Annotated in this window: 19 protein-coding genes, 1 riboswitch and 1 other annotated feature; of the genes, 1 reads left to right on the plus strand and 18 read right to left on the minus strand. The window is 38.6% G+C overall.

All coding sequences use genetic code 11. From position 1 onward, the window contains the following. Positions 1-107 precede the first annotated feature (107 nt). The 16 genes from AC3WOM_RS17595 to zapA form a co-directional block, all read right to left on the minus strand. The gene (locus tag AC3WOM_RS17595) at positions 108-1334 is read right to left on the minus strand and encodes an aspartate kinase (RefSeq protein WP_492447779.1); all 1227 of its coding nucleotides are present in this window, start codon (positions 1332-1334) and stop codon (positions 108-110) included. 133 nt (positions 1335-1467) lie between these two features. Next, positions 1468-1646, minus strand: a riboswitch (Lysine riboswitch). 39 nt (positions 1647-1685) lie between these two features. Beyond that, complete coding sequence (uvrC, locus tag AC3WOM_RS17600) at positions 1686-3476, minus strand: excinuclease ABC subunit UvrC (protein WP_492447780.1); 1791 nt, start codon at positions 3474-3476, stop codon at positions 1686-1688. A gap of 192 nt (positions 3477-3668) precedes the next feature. Then, positions 3669-3980, minus strand: a complete 312-nt coding sequence (gene trxA, locus AC3WOM_RS17605; RefSeq protein WP_053592451.1) for a thioredoxin — start codon at positions 3978-3980, stop codon at positions 3669-3671. Between the two features lie 141 nt (positions 3981-4121). Next, positions 4122-5471: an amino acid permease gene (locus AC3WOM_RS17610; protein ID WP_492447781.1), complete on the minus strand. Its 1350-nt coding sequence runs from the start codon at positions 5469-5471 to the stop codon at positions 4122-4124. 57 nt (positions 5472-5528) lie between these two features. Next, positions 5529-5762 (minus strand) — a binding site (T-box leader). 143 nt (positions 5763-5905) lie between these two features. Next, positions 5906-6883, minus strand: coding sequence for an electron transfer flavoprotein subunit alpha/FixB family protein (locus AC3WOM_RS17615; RefSeq protein ID WP_492447782.1), 978 nt, complete (start codon positions 6881-6883; stop codon positions 5906-5908). A 51-nt stretch (positions 6884-6934) separates the two neighbouring features. Further along, entirely contained in the window at positions 6935-7708 is a 774-nt protein-coding gene (locus tag AC3WOM_RS17620; RefSeq protein ID WP_286926016.1) for an electron transfer flavoprotein subunit beta/FixA family protein, read from the minus strand. 117 nt (positions 7709-7825) lie between these two features. After that, positions 7826-8599 (minus strand): enoyl-CoA hydratase, encoded by a 774-nt coding sequence (locus AC3WOM_RS17625; RefSeq protein WP_427547808.1) that lies wholly within the window; start codon positions 8597-8599, stop codon positions 7826-7828. A 14-nt stretch (positions 8600-8613) separates the two neighbouring features. Then, positions 8614-9195 carry a fatty acid metabolism transcriptional regulator FadR gene (gene fadR, locus AC3WOM_RS17630; RefSeq protein ID WP_427547810.1) on the minus strand — a complete coding sequence of 194 codons (582 nt, stop codon included), beginning with the start codon at positions 9193-9195 and terminating at the stop codon, positions 8614-8616. 200 nt (positions 9196-9395) lie between these two features. Then, entirely contained in the window at positions 9396-11087 is a 1692-nt protein-coding gene (locus tag AC3WOM_RS17635; RefSeq protein WP_427547812.1) for an AMP-binding protein, read from the minus strand. A 273-nt stretch (positions 11088-11360) separates the two neighbouring features. Further along, positions 11361-11675 carry a hypothetical protein gene (locus AC3WOM_RS17640; RefSeq protein WP_492447783.1) on the minus strand — a complete coding sequence of 105 codons (315 nt, stop codon included), beginning with the start codon at positions 11673-11675 and terminating at the stop codon, positions 11361-11363. Between the two features lie 33 nt (positions 11676-11708). Beyond that, positions 11709-12659 (minus strand): nuclease-related domain-containing protein, encoded by a 951-nt coding sequence (locus AC3WOM_RS17645; RefSeq protein WP_492447784.1) that lies wholly within the window; start codon positions 12657-12659, stop codon positions 11709-11711. Between the two features lie 659 nt (positions 12660-13318). Next, the gene (locus tag AC3WOM_RS17650) at positions 13319-13732 is read right to left on the minus strand and encodes a DUF350 domain-containing protein (RefSeq protein WP_010860124.1); all 414 of its coding nucleotides are present in this window, start codon (positions 13730-13732) and stop codon (positions 13319-13321) included. Positions 13733-13753: 21 nt separating this feature from the next. Then, the gene (locus AC3WOM_RS17655; RefSeq protein WP_492447785.1) at positions 13754-16120 is read right to left on the minus strand and encodes an endonuclease MutS2; all 2367 of its coding nucleotides are present in this window, start codon (positions 16118-16120) and stop codon (positions 13754-13756) included. Positions 16121-16138: 18 nt separating this feature from the next. Continuing rightward, on the minus strand, positions 16139-17848 hold the full coding sequence (gene polX, locus AC3WOM_RS17660; protein ID WP_492447786.1) for a DNA polymerase/3'-5' exonuclease PolX: 1710 nt from the start codon (positions 17846-17848) through the stop codon (positions 16139-16141). A gap of 59 nt (positions 17849-17907) precedes the next feature. Continuing rightward, positions 17908-18447 (minus strand): CvpA family protein, encoded by a 540-nt coding sequence (locus AC3WOM_RS17665; RefSeq protein WP_427548175.1) that lies wholly within the window; start codon positions 18445-18447, stop codon positions 17908-17910. A 5-nt stretch (positions 18448-18452) separates the two neighbouring features. Continuing rightward, a complete protein-coding gene (gene zapA / locus AC3WOM_RS17670; protein WP_286924560.1) occupies positions 18453-18713 on the minus strand; it encodes a cell division protein ZapA in 261 nt (86 codons plus the stop codon). Positions 18714-18849: 136 nt separating this feature from the next. Between zapA and rnhC the strand changes: the two genes are divergently transcribed. Further along, the gene (gene rnhC / locus AC3WOM_RS17675; RefSeq protein ID WP_492447787.1) at positions 18850-19773 is read left to right on the plus strand and encodes a ribonuclease HIII; all 924 of its coding nucleotides are present in this window, start codon (positions 18850-18852) and stop codon (positions 19771-19773) included. A gap of 231 nt (positions 19774-20004) precedes the next feature. Here the strand turns inward: rnhC and AC3WOM_RS17680 are convergent, their stop codons facing one another. Together AC3WOM_RS17680 and pheT are read right to left on the minus strand one after the other, a co-directional pair. Further along, positions 20005-20175, minus strand: coding sequence for a hypothetical protein (locus tag AC3WOM_RS17680; RefSeq protein ID WP_492447788.1), 171 nt, complete (start codon positions 20173-20175; stop codon positions 20005-20007). Positions 20176-20281: 106 nt separating this feature from the next. Continuing rightward, positions 20282-22699, minus strand: coding sequence for a phenylalanine--tRNA ligase subunit beta (pheT, locus tag AC3WOM_RS17685; protein WP_492447789.1), 2418 nt, complete (start codon positions 22697-22699; stop codon positions 20282-20284). Positions 22700-22701 lie beyond the last annotated feature (2 nt).

The following is a 22701-nucleotide window of genomic DNA, read 5'->3' on the forward strand; positions in this document are numbered from 1 at the left end:
AACGGAAATCACCTTCATTTGACTTAGTAGTGTTCACAAAGAGTCCCTTGACCATTTAGTTTTTCAACACTATGAAAGGATGTGGCTATTGGCACATCCTTTCATTCTTACATATAAAGTGCTTGCTCTAAATTAAATTCATCATGTAAAGCATTAGCTGCATGAATCATGTCGTCTTGAGGCACTACAACCGACACTTTAATTTCAGATGTACTGACCATCTTAACAGGGATGCCTTCATGTCGTAAACGATCAAACATTCTGGCAGCAACGCCTGGATTAGACGCCATTCCTGATCCAATAATAGATATCTTTGCCAAGCCAACTTCAAAATCAGCAAAGCTAAACCCGAGCGACAGTTTACTTTCTTCTAGAACACGCAAAGCTTCTGCAAACTCTTCTTTCAAAATCGTGAAAGATACAGTCGGTTTTAGACCGTCGATTATCGCTTGCACGATGATATCCACATTAATGCGATGATCTGCAAGTATCGTAAATATATCTGCCAACGAAGCATCCGAATAAGCATCATAGCCTACTGTTAAACGAATAACATCTGATTCATAGGCAACACCTCGTACAATTAAATTTTTTTCCATTTCAACTTCCTCCTTCAATAAAGTACCTACTGTATCTATTTCATATGATTGAATAATAACTGGTATTTGAAACTTCTTTGCTAATTCTACAGCTCGTGGATGTAAGATATGTGCGCCTAAGTTTGATAACTCTAACATCTCATCATAGGAAATTTTCTTTAACTTTTGTGCACCGTTTACATAATTTGGATCAGCAGTATAAACACCATCCACGTTCGTGTAAATATCAACACGCTCCGCATCCAGTGTTGCCGCGATGGCCACAGCTGCCGTTTCTGCTCCACCTTTACCAAGAGTCGTAATATTTTGTAAATGATCAATCCCCTGCTCCCCAGCAACTACGACTATTTGCCTCTGTGCCAAATGCTCTTCTAATCGACTATCGTCTATATACTCAATGCGTGCATTAACATGCATTGCATCTGTCTGAACACCTGCCTGCCAGCCTGTTAATGACACTGCCTCATAGCCTTTTTCCTGTAAGGCTATGGCCACTAAGGCGCTGGCTAACTGTGAGCTCGTTGATCGCAACACATCTAATTCACGCTTAGACGCATCATCGGATAAATCTCGTGCCATTTTCGTTAATTCTTTCGCTGAATTCCCCATTGCTGCAGTGACAATTACCACATCATGACCTTTTTCTTTTTCATTAATCGCCTTTTTCGCAACCTCATAAATATGTGCTGTTGAAGCTAATGCAGCACCGCCAAATTTCATTACAATTCTTGCCATCCTGATTCTTCTCCTTTTCATCTATCCCTAATTTAACGCCATTTCTAATCGGAGTATCTGCTAGAAAACCAAAAAAGCAGCTTTCACATAACGTGAAAGCTGCCTATACATGTACAATAAAAATAACTTGCGCATGTGTGATAGCTCTCCGAAACGTTTAGAATCGACAGTCTTACATTTCTTAAATGCAAAACCAGCACAGCATCGGAAACAACGATGCTCCACTTCGGCAAGCTCCCCTTTCATACATCTTCATAGGATTTGTTCATCCTCTAATGTACTACTTTTGAATCTTGCACCTCTATCATCACTTAAAATAGTGAATGTATTTTATTAAACATTAGCATATGTCTAATCCTTTGACAATGTCTGTTGCTGAAAATAGGTATATATATGATTAGCAAGGTTAGCAGGCATCCCAGCCTCTTGTAATGCTAGCTCACTTGCCTCTCGTATTTTTTTGACAGAACCAAAGTGCTTTAGTAATTGCTGTTTTCGCTTTGGACCGATGCCCTCAATTTGATCGAGAACAGATTGAATGGCATGCTTTTCATGCTGCTGCCGTAGGAATGTAATGGCAAAGCGGTGTACTTCGTCCTGAATTCGTTGCAATAGATAGAATCCATCACTTGTGCGCTTTAACGCAATGACTTCAGGCGGATCTCCAAATAAAAGCTGTGATGTATTATGCTTTTCATCCTTCGCTAAGCCGGCGATTGGAATGACCAGCCCAAGCTCATCCTCTAATACTTCTCGTGCAACTTCCATTTGTCCCTTCCCACCATCTATTAAAACTAAATCTGGTAAGGGCAATCCTTCCTTTAGTACACGTATGTAACGACGACGTATTACTTCCTGCATCGCCCCATAGTCATCGTGCTTAGCAGCTGTACGAGTTTTATACTTTCGATATTCTTTCTTTGCAGGCTTACCATCGATAAACACCACCATTGCAGATACAGCATCTGTTCCATGCATATGACTGTTATCAAAAGCCTCAATTCGTAGAGGTGTAGAAATTCCCATCGCTTCACCAAGTGCCTCACATGCACCAATTGTTCGTTCTTCCTGACGTTCAATGAGCTGGAACTTAGCAGCTACTGCAATTTCAGCATTTTTTGTAGCTAGGTCAACAAGCTCTTGTTTTTGCCCGCGCTTTGGCGTTAATACCTTTACACCTAATAATTCTGTTAAAATCGCAGCATCAATCGCTTGTGGGATAAAAATTTCCTTTGGCTTAATATGCTCTAGCTTTCCGTAGAATCGGCCAACAAATGTTAAAAACTCCTCCTCTGCTTCCTGATAAATCGGGAAAATGGAGACATCACGCTCAATCAGCTTACCTTGACGAACAAAGAATACTTGGACACACATCCAACCTTTTTCTACTGCATAACCAAATACATCACGATTCGTCGTATCACTTGTGACAATTTTTTGCTTTTGCATAACTGTATCAATATGTGCAATCTGATCACGGAATTCTTTTGCACGTTCAAACTCTAAATTTTCAGCAGCGGCTAGCATTTTTACCTCTAGTTCCTTTTTGACTGCCTCCACACCACCATTTAAAAATTTGGTCATATCCTCAATCATATTCTGATAAATTTGAGCATCAATCTCCTTCACACAAGGTGCCATACATTGACCCATGTGATAATACAGGCAAACCTTGGAAGGTAATTGTACACATTTTCGAAGCGGATATAAGCGATCCAGCAGCTTTTTTGTTTCGCTTGCTGCATATGCATTGGGATAGGGTCCAAAATACTTTGCCTTATCCTTTTTCACTTTTCGTGTCGTGATAAGACGAGGATGTTTTTCATTCGTAATTTTTAAATACGGATACGTTTTATCGTCTGTCAACATGACATTGTACTTAGGATCATGAAGTTTTATGAGATTAAGCTCTAAAATCAATGCCTCAATATTAGAGGAGGTCACAATATAATCAAAATCTTCTATTTCACTTACAAGCCTCTGTGTTTTCCCCTCATGTGTACCAGTAAAATACGAGCGTACTCGATTTTTTAGTACTTTTGCTTTTCCTACGTAAATAATAGTTCCTTGCCGATCCTTCATCAAATAGCAGCCAGGCTGATCGGGCAAAATATCCAGCTTTCGTTTTACTAAATCATTCATTGCAACCTGCCCCCTCTTAGTTAAACATAGTGCCCGTCCATTTTTATCCCGTAAAAATAGAGCAGATAAAAAGATAAAATTTAAAATGTACCCCTTTATCTATTTTCGGAATAAGGTTTCCTACTAGCTTATTATATAACGAAAAAAAGCCAAGCACATCAAATGATGGCTCAGCTTTTCGATTCTTACAAATTAAGCATGTTTTGTGATAAATGCTTCTAACGCTTCTTTAGGTTGGAAGCCAACAGTTTTGTCTACCAATTCACCATCTTTAAATAATAATAAAGATGGAATAGACATGATTTGGTATTGCGCTGCCGTACCTTGGTTGTTATCTACATCTACTTTTACAATTTTAGCTGCACTGCCTGCAGCATCCATTTCTTCAAGTACAGGTCCAATCATTTTACATGGTCCGCACCAAGCAGCCCAAAAGTCTACTAGCACTAACCCCTCTTTAATATCATCTTGGAAAGTTGCATCTGTTGCATGTACAATTGCCATTTGAAATCCTCCTTAAACTTACTATGTTTGTAGTATAGCATGGATAATTTCCCTTGAGCGAACAATCTGCCTGCAATGCATAATTTATGAAAAACAAGATGAAAATAGTCGAAACATCATGAAATCACTTTAATATTTAACCTAATTTGTATGATAACGACCTTTATAAACGTATGTTAACGTAATAAAGATATATATAGCTAATGTAATACCTGTTACGATTATTGAAGTTGTAAAAATAATACCAATCAGGATGGCACTTAACGCAATAATAGCAATCCATGTCGTGTAAGGGAACCATTTAACTACATAGGCACTTGTTTTTTCTGATTGTTTTTTACGTGATTTCAGATGCGCAATCGCAATGATCAACCAAATAAATAACACCGTGTATCCTAGAGAACCCATTAGAAACTCAAAAGTCTTACTTCCAGCATATAGGGAAATAATTACACCAACATATAAAGCTAACGTGCACATTAAAATCGCATATACTGGAACTTTTCTTTTCGATAAATGAGCAAAGATTTTTGGAACACGGCCATCCACAGCCTGAGTATATAACACGCGAGATGAGCCATAAAGCCCTGAATTCATGGAGGAGATAATTGCCAGTATAACAACGGCGTTCATAATATGGTCTGCACCAGGAATCCCAATCATTTTAAAAACCATCACAAACGGACTTTCTGGCACACCATTTACTTCATTCCAAGGAATTAAGCTTACGATAATAAAGAAAGGCAGTAAATAGAACGTCACAATACGGACTAATGTACTGCGTACAGCTTTCGGAACTACCTTTTCAGGATTTTTTGTTTCCGCCAATGTAATACCAATAATTTCAGTGCCACCATAAGAATAAATAACCACAAGCATTGCAGCAATTAATCCCGTTGATCCGTTAGGGAAGAAGCCGCCATGCTCCGTTAAATTTGAAAAACCAACAGCTGTATGCTGACCAAAAGAAACAAGTAATAAAATTAAACCTGCGATAATGAACACGACGATTACACAAATTTTAACTAACGCTAACCAATATTCTGTTTCAGCAAAAACTTTCACTGATAATAAATTAATCGCTGTCACTAACACCGAGACTGACAATGCCAGAATCCAAATTGGGTAACCTGGTAACCAATATTGGATAAAAATAGCTGCAACTACAGATTCCGCCGCAATATTTAAAACCCACATTTTCCAATAGATCCAATCTAAGAAATAAGCGGGGTACTTTCCTAATATCGATTGAACTAAATCTCTAAACGTTCTAGCTTCGCTATTTCGAACTGCCATTTCCGCTAAACCTTGCATAACAAATAAAAGAATAATACCACCTAATAAATAGGCAATGAGCACTGATGGCCCTGCCATATCAATGGCAGCACTACTTCCTTTAAATAATCCTGCACCAATGGCACCACCTAAAGCCATCATCGTAATATGTCGTGAGGACATTGTGCGTTTTAATGTATGGTTGTCTTTTTCCATGTTCTTTCCTCCTAAAATCAAAAAAACATATCGTCTATCCTTTCACCGTTAAATGAAAGAAGAGACGATATGCCATAAGCAAACCGCGGTACCACTCTAATTGATTCGATACGAACCCTACTTTAAAACCTTGTAACGAAGGTTAATCGTCAAACAAATAGAATAATCTGTCAATTCCATTTATTTTACCACTCCTAGGCAAGTTCAAAGTCTTAATGGACTGCGTTGCACCACCCCGCAGCTCTCTCTACCAAATAATGAGCTTCTACTACTCCTAATCTTTGCGTTTCATAACTTTTTTATTGAAAAATTTAATGATTATCCACCACTATAAGGGCTATTAATCATTATGTCAATATTTTATTTTGCGATAATTCTTAAAATAAAGCATTATACAAAAAAACAGGGAGAATGAATTCCCCCTGTATCATTTACTATGCATTTACTTTTAATGCCTTAAATTCTTCAATTAGAAGAGGCACTACTTCGAATAAATCTCCTACAATACCGTAATCTGCCACTTTGAAAATATTAGCCTCTGGATCTTTATTAATCGCAACGATTACTTTAGAGTTTGACATACCTGCTAAGTGCTGGATTGCGCCAGAAATACCTGCTGCAATGTAAAGATCAGGTGTTACAACCTTGCCTGTTTGACCAATTTGAAGTGAATAATCACAGTATTCAGCATCACATGCACCACGTGAGGCACCAACTGCACCACCAAGTAAATCTGCTAGCTGTTTTAATGGTTCAAAGCCTTCTTCTGATTTAACGCCACGTCCACCTGCTACAACTACTTTTGCTTCTGAAAGATCGACACCTTCAGAAGATTTACGGACAACCTCTTTAATGATTGTGCGAAGGTTTGTAATATCTACCGTAATGGAAGATACGTCTCCTGATTTGCCTTCTACTTTTTCTAAAGGTGCAATATTATTTGGACGAATAGAAGCTAAAATAACGCCGTCTTTTACTTTTATTTTTTCGAAAGCTTTACCAGAGTAAATTGGACGGATAAATACGATATCATCGCCAGCACCTTCAATTGAAGTGACATCAGATACTAGACCTGCCTGTAACTTACTTGCAATCTTTGGTGATAAATCTTTGCCATTAGCCGTATGACCAAATACAATTCCAGCCGGATTTTCTTGCTCGATGACAGCTAATAACGCTTGACCATATCCATCAGATGTATATTGTTTTAAATGTGGATGCTCTACTGTTACAACTCGGTCAGCCCCATATTCAAATAATGAACCTGTTAAATCTGCTACAGCGTCCCCTAAAAGTACGCCAACAACCTCGCCACCATCAGCGATTTGTTTTGCAGCTGCAATTGCTTCGAAAGAAACATTACGTAAGCTTCCTTCACGAACTTCACCTAATACTAATACTTTTTTTGACATAGTATATTCCCTCCGTTACCCTTTAAGATTCGATTGACATCATCAAATTTTTTAAACTACTTTTGCTTCTGTGTGAAGTAGATTTACCAGTTCTTTTACTTGTGCAGAAAGATCGCCTTCAAGAACACGTCCTGCTGCCTTTTGCGCTGGTAAGAAGATGTCTACAGTTTCAATCTTCACTTCTACATCATCTTCATCGATATCTAAATCATCTAATTCAAGTTCTGCAAGCGGTTTCTTCTTCGCTTTCATGATACCTGGTAAAGATGGGTAACGGGGCTCATTTAAACCTTGCTGAGCTGTTACTAATAGTGGTAAAGAGGACTCGATAACCTCTGAATCACCTTCAATATCACGTACAATTTTCGCAGATGTTCCATCAATTTCAAGTTTTGTAATTGTTGTTACATAGTTAATGCCAAGTAAATCTGCAACACGTGGACCTACTTGTCCAGAGCCGCCATCTATCGCTACATTTCCTGTTAAAATCAAGTCAGCATCTTTATCTTTTAAATACTCAGCTAAGATAAAAGCAGCTGCATTTTGATCTAATTCATCTAAATCATCTTCAGTGTTAATAAGAACCGCTTCGTCCGCTCCCATTGCAAGAGCTGTACGTAGTTGCTTTTCTGCATCTTCGCCGCCAATTGTTACTACTGTTACTTTACCACCAGCAGCATCGCGAACTTGGATTGCCTCTTCTATGGCATACTCATCGTAAGGGTTGATGATGAATTCAGCACCATCTTCTTGAATTTTACCACCAGATACAACAATTTTTTCTTCCGTATCAAACGTACGTTTAATTAATGCAAAAATGTTCATATATCCATACCTCCTGGAACGTTTTTTAATTCTAAGTAAACTTATAAATATTATATATTTTCAGTTTGGATAACGTCGATAATAAACTTGACAAGTGCTATCGACACTAATGGAAAATTATTTACCAGTAAACACAGGTTCACGTTTTTCAATAAATGCTTGAATTCCTTCTTTAGCATCTTCTGTTATAAATACAGTACCAAACGATTTTGCCTCTGCTTCAATACCTTCGTAGAATGAAGCATGCTTCGCAAATTGCAAAGTTTGAATAGCTGCCTTTAAGGCGACTGGACTCTTCTTCGCAATTTTCTTAGCAGTCTTTAACGTTTCCTCAAGCAATACTTCATCTGTATATGCTCGATTCGCTAAACCCCATTGTACTGCTTCTGTACCTGAAATTGGCTCACTGGTAAACAGCATTTCTGCAGCTTTTGCAACACCAACATAGCGTGGTAATCGTTGTGTGCCACCAAAACCAGGAATTAAGCCTAATTGTAATTCAGGCAGTCCTAATTTTGCAGATTCTGTTACAAAGCGCAAATGACAGCTCATCGCAAGCTCCAGACCACCGCCAAGTGCAGCGCCATGGATTGCAGCAATAACAGGTTTGGAGAATGATTCAACACGTTCAAATACTTGTTGTCCATTGCTCGCAAGCTTTGTAAATTCTTCGCCAGATTCAACTTCTGTAAATTCCTTTATGTCTGCACCTGCTGAGAAGAAACGGCCTTCACCGTGAAGTACAAGGACACGTACTGCGTCATCGTTTTCTACAGCATCTAGTACTGCATTGACTTCGGTAATGATTCCGCGAGATAATGCGTTTGCTGGTGGTCGTGCAATTGTAATAATTGCTACTCCATCTTCAACTTTCCAACTTAGAAATTCCATTTCTCCACATCCTTTTAAGCTTTAATGCCGTTCAGAATTAATGTCTGAACCTTTGGAACCTGTTCTATCAAATCATATCGATAGTCATTCATGACCCACGACGTAATGGTTTCATCAATTGTTCCAAATACCATTTGACGTGCCAAGCGTACATCCATCGTTTGATTGAACTCACCTGAAAGCATACCTTCGATTAAAATTTGATCAAGTAATTGTAAGTACTCTCTTAACACCGAATTAATTTTTAATCGTAAATCCTTATTCGATTGTCGTAGTTCTAATTGTGTGACGGTTGCTAGGTATCGATCTGTCGCTAGAACATTAAAATGATTTTCTATCATGCGTGAAAGTTTGTCCTTGGACGTACTTCCATTTTCTATTATATCTTGTAATGACTCAACAAAAACAGCCATTTTTTCATTAAAGACAGAAATTAAGATATCTTCTTTATTTTTAAAATATAAATAGATTGTTCCATCAGCCACCCCAGCCTGTTTAGCGATTTTCGATACTTGCGCTTGGTGATACCCATTCTCTGCTATAACGATGACAGCTGCATCAATAATTTGCTTATATTTCGGCTTATCACGTTTCACTTATATATCACCACCTAAAAAAACTTACAGACGTCTACATACATGTTTCATTAACGATTTTTGACATGATGTAATCCTTATTTGGTAAATAGTAAGGATATGACATGTTAATTTAAAAAAATACGAAAATATGAATGGTCATTCATTCATATTTTCATATTATATTTTACAACTTTGCTTGTCAATACTTTATGACGTATTTATTTTGCTTCTTTATTCGCTAATTTTGTTTTTTCTTCATCCACTAATGAACGACGTAAAATTTTCCCAACAGCTGTTTTCGGAAGCTCCTCTCTAAATTCATAATAGCGTGGAACTTTGAATGCTGCTAGATGTTGGCGGCAATATTTATTTAATTCGTCTTCTGTTATCGAATATCCTTCTTTTAATACAATATAAGCTTTTACTGTTTCTCCGCGGTAAGGATCTGGAATACCTGCAACTACACATTCTTGAATTTCCTCTCGCTCATATAAAACTTCTTCTACCTCACGAGGGTATATATTAAAACCGCCTGCAATAATTAAATCCTTTTTACGATCCACTACATAGAAAAAGCCTTCTTCATCCATATACCCCAAATCCCCAGTTAAAAACCAGCCATCTGCGAACGTTGCTGCCGTATCCTCTGGACGATTCCAATAGCCCTTCATCACCTGTGGACCTTTTACAGCAATCTCTCCAACCTCACCAACTGGAAGTATATCCGTATCACCGGTACGTAAAATAACTGCATCCGTGTTAGGCCATGGTAAACCAATTGAACCAATTTTGCGTTTACCCCAAATAGGTGTTGAATGTGTTACAGGGGAAGTTTCTGTTAATCCATAACCCTCTACAAGCTTTCCGCCAGTGACTGCTTCAAATTTCTCTTGCACTTCAACTGGAAGTGATGCCGAGCCGCTTAAGCAAGCTTTAATGGATGACAAATCATATTTTGTAATCTCTGGATGATTTAATAGACCAATATATAATGTTGGTGCCCCTGGAAATAGTGTCGGTTTTTGCTTATCAATGGTTTTCAGTGCCGTTTCCGCATCAAACTTTGGTAATAACACCATTTTATTTTGTGTAAAAACAGATAATAGCATAACTGTGGTCATACCATAAACATGGAAGAACGGTAAAATGCCCATTATGGTTTCTTCCCCATGCACACATTTATACATCCATGCATCACACATTGTTGTATTGGCAATTAAGTTTTTATGAGTCAGCATTACACCTTTAGGATAGCCAGTTGTACCTCCAGTATATTGGAGCAAGGCAATGTCCTCCTCGAAATCAAAAGGAATATCCAGTACCTTGATTGGCGAAGAGCGCATAATTTCAGTAAATAGATGATTTTGACCGCTATGTTCCACTTTCACACTAAAACCGTATTGCTTTTTTTGAATAAAAGGATAAACTATATTTTTCGGAAATGGTAAGTAATCTTTTATAGCTGTAACAATCACATTTTCAAGTGCCGTTTCCTTCATGATCTTCATGACACGTGGATATAAAATATCCATCACTAATATAACCTTTGCACCTGAATCAGCCATTTGATATTGTAGCTCACGTTCAGTATAAAGTGGATTTGTTTGTATGACAACAGCCCCAGCAAACATTGCACCGTAGTAAGCAATTACACTTGGCGGCGAATTTGGTAGCATTATTGCCACACGATCGCCCTTTTCTACACCTAGGACCTGTAAATAGTTTGCAAATCTAAGCGCCGATTCATATAACTCTGTGTACGTCAAATCCTTTCCCATAAAATGAATCGCCACTTTCGATGGATTCTTTTTATAGGCACGTGTCAAAAACTCTTGCACCGGAATTTCCTCAAACGTTAAAGACGATGGTACTTCTTCAGGATAATTTGCTAGCCATGGTTTTGTTGTCATATGTCCTCTCCCCTTTGTCCCAAACTTTGTAAATTCTTATATTAATTATAATGAAAAAGAAATACAGTTTCAAACACAAAATAGAAAATAAATGCATTTTCGATTAATTATTATGCATTTCACAACATTTATATGACTGTATTTTATAGGGTTTTATATTGCAAGACCTTATGAATACTCATTCATTCTTTGTTTTTTTATGCAAACAAGTGAAGCAATATTTCTATATCTCAAAAATAAATTGTGAGGGATATTTTTTGGAAGAATGAAAGATTATTGATAGATTTCAGTAGAATTTTGTGCAAGAGTGATTTCGAGAGAATTTTTATGATGATGAAATTTTTGATTTTGTCGAAGATTGGGGGATAATTTATGCTGTTTGAGTGGGGGGCGAAATGCGATATCAACCTGAACAGTTTTTGGTGCTACCTGAGCGATTTCTCTCCTTACCTGAGCAAGTTTTGGTGCCTCCCGAGCGACTTCTTTCCTTGCCTGAGCAAATCTCGGTGCTACTTGAGCAACTTCTTTCCTTACCTGAGCAAATCTCGGTGCTACCCGAGCGACTACTCTCCTTTCTTGAGCAGTCACGAATAAATTTTCACATCCCCTAAGCAAGCTCTTTTAATCGTCCTTTAAATAATAAAATGTCTTATTGTTACATCCTTCCTTTTTCTTAGAAAATTCCTGTAGCAGCCTTTTTGTAAGATGTCGATTTGATAATGCTAAAAAATAACGTGCGGATTGTGTATTAATTTTCTCATCAATCAATAAACAAAAATCCTGCAATGCCTGATGATGAGCTAATTTGTCATACTTTTTACAAGCCGGACAAAACCAGCTATGCTTTTGTCGGATTACTTTTGACTGCTTACAATGTCTGCAGAATATACCCTGTTGAAGAATTTTTGGATTAATATTGTAGTAGGTGCATAATGGGGAAGTCTGAAAAGCACGATGATGCTTTAGTAAGAGATTAGCTATTTGTGATTTTGGAATCGTTCGTTGTGATTTATTTTTATTTAAATGTTGTCTTAGGAAATAGGACAGTTCACGCCTCATTAAAATCGGAAACTTTCCTTGTTCATAATAAATTTCAGCGTTATTAAAAGGAAAAACGATAATCCCTGTCACTTCTATTTGGACCTTAAATTGTTTAAAAAAAGAATTTAATCCAAAAATATATTCTTCGAGTTGAATTTCTGGATGATTAAAAATATGTTTGTCACCATTTTCTAATATACGGACCATTTGTCTTGGATGATGCTTCAATTCAATCCTCCCACGTATATTTTTACTTTCAATAACAACTACATCATAAGGAGTAATAACTACAACATCAAGCTGAATAGGAACAGGCTCAAACAAAGTAATATTATGCAAAACATAGATTTCCAGTGTCTGTGATAGTTTTTGCAATTCACTTATTATACATTGTTCTCCAAAATCGCCTGCTTCTAATTGCTGTAACTCTTGCGAAACTTTTAAATGCAGCGAATGATTTGAATCCAATCGATGAACCAATGCACGTAATCCTGGTATAATTGTTGCTTGTTCAAATGGTTTTAATATCATGAAATTCTCCTTTCTTTTTGCCTAGACTATAGCAAGTTTTATCACCTTTGCAAATAGCTTTTTTTAAATTAAAAATTTAATCACCTTAAGTTTGCGAAAAAGATTAATATTAAGAAAATTTGTGAATATTTGGCCCAATTTAGTTGATTTTATTTTTGACCTGAGTCGTTTTTCACCCTTTTCGAGCATTTTCATACTCTACCTGAGTGATTCTCGACATTGCCCGAGCGACTTCACTCTCCACTTGAGCGGTTCTCGATCTTACCCGAGCGACTTCTTACTCCACCTGAGCGATTCTCGTCATTGCCCGAGCGACTTCACTCTCCACCTGAGCGGCCCTCGTCATTGCCTGAGCGACTTCACTCTCTACCTGAGCGTTTCTTGACCTTGCCCGAGCGACTTCACTCTCTACCTGAGCGGCCCTCGACATTGCCCGTGCAACCTTACTCTCTATCTGAGCAGTTCTCAACCTTACCCGAACGATTCCACTCTCAAGTTGAGCAATTCTTCACGCCAGCCATAGACATAACAAAAACGCATCCTCACAAACAGGATGCGTTACTTGTTTAAAGGGTCATCATATAGTAGACACCGACTGCCAAAAATGCGATGCAGACAACGATTAGTACTTTTGCTAATTTTTCCATGTCATGACACTCCTATGCAATACTTGCCCCAATCACAAACGATAGACCTACTGAAATGGTGAAGGAAATAAAGCCAACTGAGCGATTATCATTCGCAATTTCTTGGTCTACATTAAAACGTGGAGTCATAAATTCAAATAAAAAATATGCCACAATCAGCAATGTAAAGCCAAAAAGACCCCAGCCAATCATTTCACTCAAAGTGCTGTGTCGAGCAATGGAGTAACGGAAAATATTGCAAATCCCTAAAATTTTCCCTCCAGTTGCGAGTGCTACAGCAACATTGCCGTTTTTTATTTCTTCCCAATTTTTATATTTCGTAACGACTTCGAACAATGCCATCGAGACGACTAAACATAACACAACAACACTAAAGTATCCTGCCGTTTCGATAATCGGATATCGCCAAAAGCTAGAATTCAGCATTTTCTCCGTCCCCTTTACTGCTTATTTCAATTCCACAACCGTGACACCAAAGCCTCCCTCACCGGCTTCACCAAAACGGAAGGATTTTACACGCTTATGCTTTTTCAAATAGTTTTGAATTCCCTGGCGCAATGCACCTGTACCAACACCATGAATAATGGATACACGCCCATAATTGGCTAGTAAGGCATCATCAATATACTTTTCAGTACGTAAAATCGCGTCCTCGAAACGCTCACCACGTAAATCCAATTCTAATTTCACATGGCTATTGCGGTTTTTAACACCTGCAATACGTTGCACGGGCTCTTTCTCTGGCTTGATATATTCAAGGTCACTATCCGAAATTTTCATTTTCAAAATGCCCATTTGCACAATCCATTCGGAATCGGACACTTTTTCCAGTAAAGTACCCCGTTGACCATAGCTTAACACCTTTACCTCGTCTCCGACAACTAGGTTTTGAGCGCGAGCCTTAACTTGAGCTGCTTTCTTTAGCACTTTATTATTATCGAGAGGTGTCGCTTCTTCCAAGCGCTTACGAGCTTCTATAAGCTCATGCTCCTTCACGACCTGGTCCGCATTTTTACGCATTTCACGTAGCTCAGCTATGATCGATTCTGCTTCTCTTTTCGCCTCATCGACTATTTTTCGAGCTTTTTCCTTCGCTTTTTTATCAAGTGCCTCTTTACGCTCTTCATAAGCTTGTAGTTTTTCCTGTAGCTCTTTACGTAAGGCTTCAGATTCTATCAGTAATTCATGAGATCGCTCTGCATCATCCTCGGATTGGCGACGTGTCTCCTCAAGTGAAGCAATCATTGACTCAACCTCATGTCGATCTGTACCTGTAAAGTCTTTCGCTCTATCTATAATGGATTCTGGTAGGCCAAGGCGACTTGAAATTTCAAATGCATTGGAGCGACCAGGAACACCAATAAGCAAACGGTATGTTGGACTCAAAGTTTCAATATCAAACTCCACACTTGCATTGGCAACACCAGGACGATTATAACCATAAGCTTTTAGTTCTGGGTAGTGAGTCGTTGCCATCACACGAGCTCCTCTTCCATGTACTTCATCTAAAATAGAAATAGCAAGAGCTGCACCCTCCTGAGGATCTGTTCCAGCTCCTAGTTCATCGAAGAGAACTAGTGACTCATGATCAAACTTTTGTAAAATGTCTACAATATTAACCATATGAGAGGAGAATGTTGATAGTGATTGCTCAATGGATTGTTCATCACCAATATCTGCAAATAGCTGCTTGAAGACCGCTAATTCTGAGCCATCAAGAGCAGGTACTGGTAAACCAGCCTGTGCCATCAATGTACATAATCCAACAGTTTTTAATGTTACTGTTTTACCGCCAGTGTTTGGTCCTGTAATAACAATTGCCGTAATGTCTTTACCGAATTCAATATCATTCGCAACTGCAGTGTCAATCGGTAAAAGTGGATGACGTGCACGTACTAAGCGAATATAGCCATCGTTATTCATTTTTGGCATTGTACATTTATTTGCTTGACCATATTTCCCCTTTGCTAAAATAACGTCTATTTCACCAAGTACTTTTACTAAGTTAAATAAATCAGGGGCTACTTCCTCTACCATAGCACTTAAAGCAAGTAAAATGCGTTCAATTTCAGCTTGCTCCTTCATTTTGAGTCGATGAATTTCATTATTTGCCTGCACAACCGAATCTGGCTCGATGAATAATGTTTGACCCGAAGATGATTGATCATGAACAATCCCACCATAATGATGACGATACTCCTGTTTAACGGGAATAACAAAGCGATCATTACGGATAGTTACGAGTGCATCTGACAGCATTTTTGCGGCATTACTCCCACGAATAAGGCTCTCAAGCTTCGAGCGTACCTTAGCCTCCTCAGCTCGTAAGGACTGGCGTATGGAACGCAAAGTTTGGCTTGCTGAATCTAGCACTGAACCGTTGTCATCAATGCAATTGTTAATTTCATGTTGCAAGCCAGTTAAAACAGGCATTGCTTCCTTTTTCGTAATGAAATGAGGAATCTCAATCACTGCTTCTGATTCAATATCCTCAATGAAATTGCGAAGAATTCTGCTAGCTCGAATCGTACTTGAAACTTCCATCAATTCCATCGCTGAAAGCATACCACCGATTTGTGCACGTCTTGCAGCTGGGCGTACATCAAAAATTCCACCCATTGGTACATTGCCTTTTACACGTAAAATGGAAAGTCCCTCATCCATTTCCTCTAATAATTGTACAACTTTTTCATAGTCTGTCTGTGGTACAAGCTCATCAATAGCTGTTTTGCCAATTGATGAAGTACAATATGCAGCCACTTGCTGACGTACTTTATCATATTCTAGTGTTTTCAATGCGCGTTCTGCGATCACTGAGAACACCTCCTCAACCTATTTATTTCGTCGAATAAACGCCTCAAATTGTTCCCGCGTCCATGTATTCACAATCATATCCTTTTTCAGCCATGCTCTATTTGCATAACGGACCCCAATATCCATAAAACGCAAATGAGCAATATCATGGGCATCTGTATTAATGGCTACAGGCACATCGGCTGCCATAGCCATTTCTAAATGCTCCACACATAAATCAAGACGATATGGATTGGCATTTAACTCTAAAATTTTACCATATTCCTTCGCCCAAGCAATTAATTGCTCCATATCAGGATTATAACCCTGACGATCCTCAATAATGCGACCTGTAGGATGCGCAATCATATGCACATACGGATTTTGCATCGCCGTTAGTAAGCGTGTCATTATTTTCTCCTGAGACTGTGTAAAGCTAGAGTGGATGGATGCAATCACAAAATCTAACTCTTTTAATACTTCATCTTCAAAATCAAGTGACCCGTCTGGCAAAATATCCATTTCTGTCCCTGCATATAAATGAAAATTCGAATGTGCTTTATTAAATGCCTCTATTTCAGTACGCTGCTTTACTAAACGCTCAGGCGTTAAACCATTTGCTACTTTTAAAAATTGCGAATGATCTGTAATAACGCTATATAGATAGCCTCGTGCGATTAAAGCCTCGCCCATTTCTGCCACAGAATAGGCTCCATCTGACCAAGTTGTATGCATATGCAAATCTGCCTTGATATCCTCTAGTTTTACTAAGGTTTGAATATCACCGGTTTTGTCAAACTCTGTTGTACCTGTACGTAGGCTTGGAGGGATAAACGGTAAATCAAAATGGGCAAAAAATGCTGCTTCATCTGTAAAGGTCAATACGGTGCCATCCGCCTGCTCAACACCATATTCACTAATCTTTTCACCACGAGCTTTAGCAATTTGACGCATACGAACATTATGATCCTTTGAGCCTGTAAAATGATGTAGGGCAGTTGCATATTCCGCATCCTTTACTAATCGGAAATCCACACTTACTGGCTCGTCTAAATCTAAAATGACAGAGATTTTCGTATCACCAGCTGCTACCACTTCTTGTATGGAGAGCTCATGCAGCAGTTGTTCACGAACAGCCTCAACTGCTTCAGTCACAACGATAAAATCAATATCTTTACTTGTTTCTGTAGCTCGACGGAAGCTTCCAGCAACTGAAAAACGTTCTACTTCCTTCATACTACCTAGAAGTGCCTCTATTTGTAAAACAACAGACTCCAGCTGCCAAATTGGTAAACGCTCTGAACGATTAGCTAAATTGGCAAGTTCCTTCAATATTTTTTCTTCAGTTTTTGCCGCAAAGCCTGCCAACTCACGAACTTTACATGCCTCACATGCCGCCTTTAGACTTTCTGCCGAATCAATTCCTAGCTCCTGATGAAGCTTGGCTATTTTTTTACCACCTAATCCAGGTAATTTTAATAATGGTAATAAGCCCTTAGGAACAATTTCTTCTAATTCTTTTAATAGACTGGACTGTCCAGTTGCCAATAAATCCTCAATAACAGCAGCAGTTCCTTTACCAATTCCTTTTAGCTTCGTTACATCCTCCATCTCACTTAATGAACGTTCATCCCCTTCAAGGGCCGCAGCCGCTTTTCGAAAGGCTGACACTTTAAATGGATTTTCCCCCTGTAATTCCATATATAATGCGATTTTTTCAAGTGTGCGAATAATTGTTTTTTTGTTCAACAGAAGTTCCTCCTATCGTAAAAACACTTCTCTCACAGCCGAGAGAAGTGCAAAGTTTACTATTGCATATAAATATACCACCAGTTTTGGAACATCTTCGTAATAATCGGTGTATGCTCCAAAATAAGACCACTTAACAGTGACTTCGACATTAACCCTTGAATAAAATCAACTGGCAATAAGGCAAGAATGTATAGCAAAATAAACATAATTAAATAGTTTTCAATCATGCCAAACAATGCTCCAAGCCAGCGATTTAAAGTGTTTAACACTGGTAAATACGCTATAAAATCAAAAATCGACGCAATAATTTGCAATGAAATTTTCACAGCGAAGAAAATAACAGCGAAGGCAATGACACGGTAAAATGTGCTGTCTAAATCCAGACTATCTATGACTACGCCAAGACTACCTGAATCCGTTACACCTGGATACGGAATCCAAAACACAAATTTTTGTGCTAATGGCTTATAATAAATATACGCAACAATGAGGGCAACTATAAAGCTGACGATATGCATCATCTGAACGATGAAACCTCGTTTTGCACCAGTAATAATTCCAGCTAATAGCACCGCCAATATGATTAAATCTAGCATTCACTTCAACCCTTTAATTTTTTCAATTCTTCTTCTAGTCTCTCCATCTGCTCTTTTAATAGTAAATAATCGTGAACAGTATTTACTGCTGTTAGAACGGCAAGTTTTGTGCTATCAAGTGAGGGGTTATGTAAATTCATTTCGCGCATACGGTCATCAACAATTGAAGCGACAAGTCGCATATGTCCAATGGATTCAGAGCCAACCATTTTATAAGTGTGACCATATATTTCCACGGAAATTTTATTCTTCTCTTGATTTTCCATAGTCGCACCCTCCTTTTTTAAATCTTTATGTTCACGATTTTTTTATTTGTGAACAGCATCACACAAAAAAGCTATTTATTATCATACCATGAAAGATATAAAATTGTGAACAATGAGGACAGAAAGGAACGATTAAATGTCAAATATTGTGCTATCAATATCAACAAATATACAAAAAGAAGTGATGGACTTCTATGCAAGCCATTATGTAGAACGAAATGCACCTGGTGTTATCTTTGCTGCAAAGCTTCCAGATACGGCAATCACCATGTATAAATCAGGTAAATTAATGTTTCAAGGGGGAGGAGCTGAACGGGAAGCTGCTCGCTGGGGCAGTAGTATACCTACTCCGCCAAAAGCTTCAGCCATTGGTGCAAAGGGAGATGTTTTGCCAAATGGATTTGCTACAATGTCAGTACTTGGCTCAGATGAAACTGGCACTGGCGATTTTTTCGGACCGATTACAGTAGCAGCTGTTTATGTCCCCTCAACAAAAATTGAGCTGGTAAACGAGCTTGGAGTAAAAGATTCAAAAATGCTAACAGATGACTATATGCGTAAAATAGCACCAGATTTACGTGCAGCCTGTGTCCATAGTGTACTGGTACTGCGGAATGAGAAATACAATATTTTACAGGCGAAGGGCTATTCACAGGGAAAAATGAAGGCAATGATGCACAATAAAGCACTTAAAAACACTCTACTAAAAATGGCGCCAGAAAAACCACAGCATATTTTAATCGATCAATTTGCAGAACGGGGCGTTTATTACAATTACTTAAAGACTGAGCGAGAAATTGTTCGAGAGGATGTGCTTTTTTCAACGAAAGCAGAGCAATTGCATGTTTCAGTCGCAACGGCCTCCATATTAGCTCGTGCGGCTTTCTTAAAGGAAATGGATCAACTAAGTAAGCTTGCTGGATTGGAATTATTAAAGGGAGCTTCTGCGAAAGTAGATGCTTTAGCAGCACGTATTTGGCGAGGTCAAGGTGAAGATTTTTTACGTTCCATTACGAAATGGCATTTTGCAAATACCGAAAAAGCAAGAAAAATGATTTAAAGGAAGTAGTTTGAGCGACTCGATTTCACAACTAATCGGGTCGTTCAAATTATTGAGTGCTTTGTTTGAGCAGACAGAGAATCATTTATGACACATTATTGATACATTTGATATTTCCTTGCTTAGTCGAACCTATTTTACTTTAGCAACTCGTTTATAAAATTAGCGGGGAATCATTTTTTCGATAACTTCCATCCTTTTTCCAGTGGAGCAACCTCTTTTTCGATCACCTTACGAAAACTTTTGAGCAGAGCAATTACTTTTTTGATCACTTTTCACACTTTTTGGAGCAGAGTAGTCACTTTTTTGATTACCTTTCACACTTTTTTGAGCGAAGCAATCACTTTTTTTATCATCTTTCAACTCTTTTGAGCGAAGCAATTTTTTTTGATCATCTTTCACTCACTTATCACCCTTCAACTCCTTTCAAGTACAATAACCACTCTCTACAAATTACCTCTCCCAAATTAAAAAAGACTGCCCCGTAAGACAGTCTTCCTAAATAATATTAACGTACTTCTGTACCTTCAATTGTTGCAATTGCTTTTAGTACCTTATTATGAGCTGCAACAACTTCTTCATCTGTTAAAGTACGCTCTGGATCAAGGTAAGTGAGTGAGAACGCAACAGATTTTTTACCTGGCTCCATTTTTTCACCCTCATAAACATCAAATACACGGATGTCTTTCAATAATTTTACGCCAGCTGAGCGGATAACTGTGATAACTTCCCCTGCAGTTGTAGCGCGATTCATGATTAGAGCGATATCACGAGACATTGCTGGGAAACGAGGCACTGATGTGTAGGCAAGTGGTTCCTCTTGTGCAGTGGCATTTAATAATGCTACTAAATTCATTTCCATGACATATATGTCTTTAACACCCCACGCTTTTTGCTCTGCAGGATGTAAACCGCCAATAATGCCGACTTGCTCACCATCTAAAAGAATGCTAGCCGTACGTCCTGGATGTAAACCATCGACTTGTGCTTGCACAAATGAAACGCGTCCCCCTAAACCAAGCTTACCGATAACGCCCTCAATAATGCCTTTTAAGACAAAGAAGTCAACTGCTTTCTTCTCACCCTGCCAAGCATGATCTAACCATTTTCCTGTTAAAACTGCTGCTACATGCTCTTCCTCATATGGCTGCCCTTCTTCTAATTGACCAAGGAACACAGAACCAACCTCATAAAGTGCAACACTCTCAGCTTGTCGAGCTACATTATAAGCAGCTGCTTCAATTAGATGAGGAATCAGGCTCTGACGTAATGTTGAACGTTCTTCACTCATAGGCATTAGCAAGCGAGTAACTGGCTCAGCCTTTAATGCGAAACGCTGTGACAATGTCTCAGATGTTAATGAATAGGTTACAGCCTGATAAAGCCCTGCTCCCTCCATAAAATTACGAACTACACGACGATTTGCTTGATATGGTGTTAAACTACCTACTTGAGTAGCACCCTCTGGTAATGTCATTGGAATTTCATCATAACCAAATAAACGAGCAATTTCCTCAACGATATCCTCTTCAATTTTAATATCCTGACGACGAGTTGGTGCATCAATTATTAACAGGCCGTTCGCTGCCTCTACCCCGAATTTCAGACGTTCTAAAATAGAAAGCATATCTTCTAATGAAATTTTCATTCCTAAACGTTCATTAATAAAGTCTGGCGATACAACAACACGAGCTGGTGTTTTATCCAGTTCATCGACAAGACATGTTCCTTCTAGCACTTCTCCACCAGCAAGTTCAGCTAATAATGCTGCTGCACGTTCTGCTGCTGGTAAAACGCGATTAGGGTCAACGCCCTTTTCGAAACGTGCAGAGGCATCTGAGCGCAAGCCTAGACGACGTGAAGTTTGGCGTACAGTTAAGCCATCGAAATAAGCAGATTCAATAACAACTGTTGTAGTAGACTCTGTTACCTCAGAATTTGCGCCTCCCATAACACCTGCGATAGCTACTGGCTCTTTACCATTAGTAATCACTAAATCAGTCGCTTTTAATGTACGCTCTTGGTCATCTAAAGTTGTAATTTGTTCACCCTCTGTCGCTTTACGTACAACGATTTCACCTGTTGCAAGGCTATTATAATCAAAGGCATGAAGCGGTTGACCGTATTCCATTAAGATATAGTTCGTTACATCGACAACATTATTGTGAGGACGTACACCCGCAGCCATTAAACGATTTTGTAGCCACATTGGTGATTCTGCGATTTTTACATTTTTCACAACTTTAGCTACGTACATTGGGTTTGCTTGTAAATCTTCTACTCGAAGCTTTAATTTGTCTTCTGCTTTTTCAGTAGATGTGTTGTAGGCGATTTCTGGATACTTCACTTCTTCCGAAAGAATTGCACCAACTTCGTATGCCACACCCAGCATTGACAGTGCATCTGAACGATTTGGTGTTAAACCGAGCTCTAGTACTGTGTCTCGTAAACCTAAAATAGCAAGGGCATCTGAACCAACTTCAGCATCAGCAGGAAGTACATAAATTCCTTCAGAATATGCTTTAGGAACAAGCTTCCCTTCGATGCCTAGCTCTTGTAATGAACAAATCATACCATTTGATTCATGTCCACGTAGTTTCGCTTTTTTAATTTTAATGCCGCCTGGTAAATGTGCACCTGGACGAGCCACAATAACCTTTTGTCCCGCATCAACGTTTGGCGCACCACAAATAATTTGCTGTGGCTCAGCTTCACCAACATCCACTTGGCAAATATTTAATTTATCCGCTTCAGGGTGTTTTTCTTTTGATACGACATAGCCCACTACAACTTTATCCATTCCGTTAGCGCGATCAATTATCGCATCTACCTCAATTCCAGAGCGCGTAATTTTTTCCGCTAACTGCTCAGGCACTAAATCCTGTGTATTTACATAATCTTTTAACCATTCTAATGAAACTAACATTT

Source organism: Lysinibacillus sp. FW301-JW8, assembly GCF_058788755.1.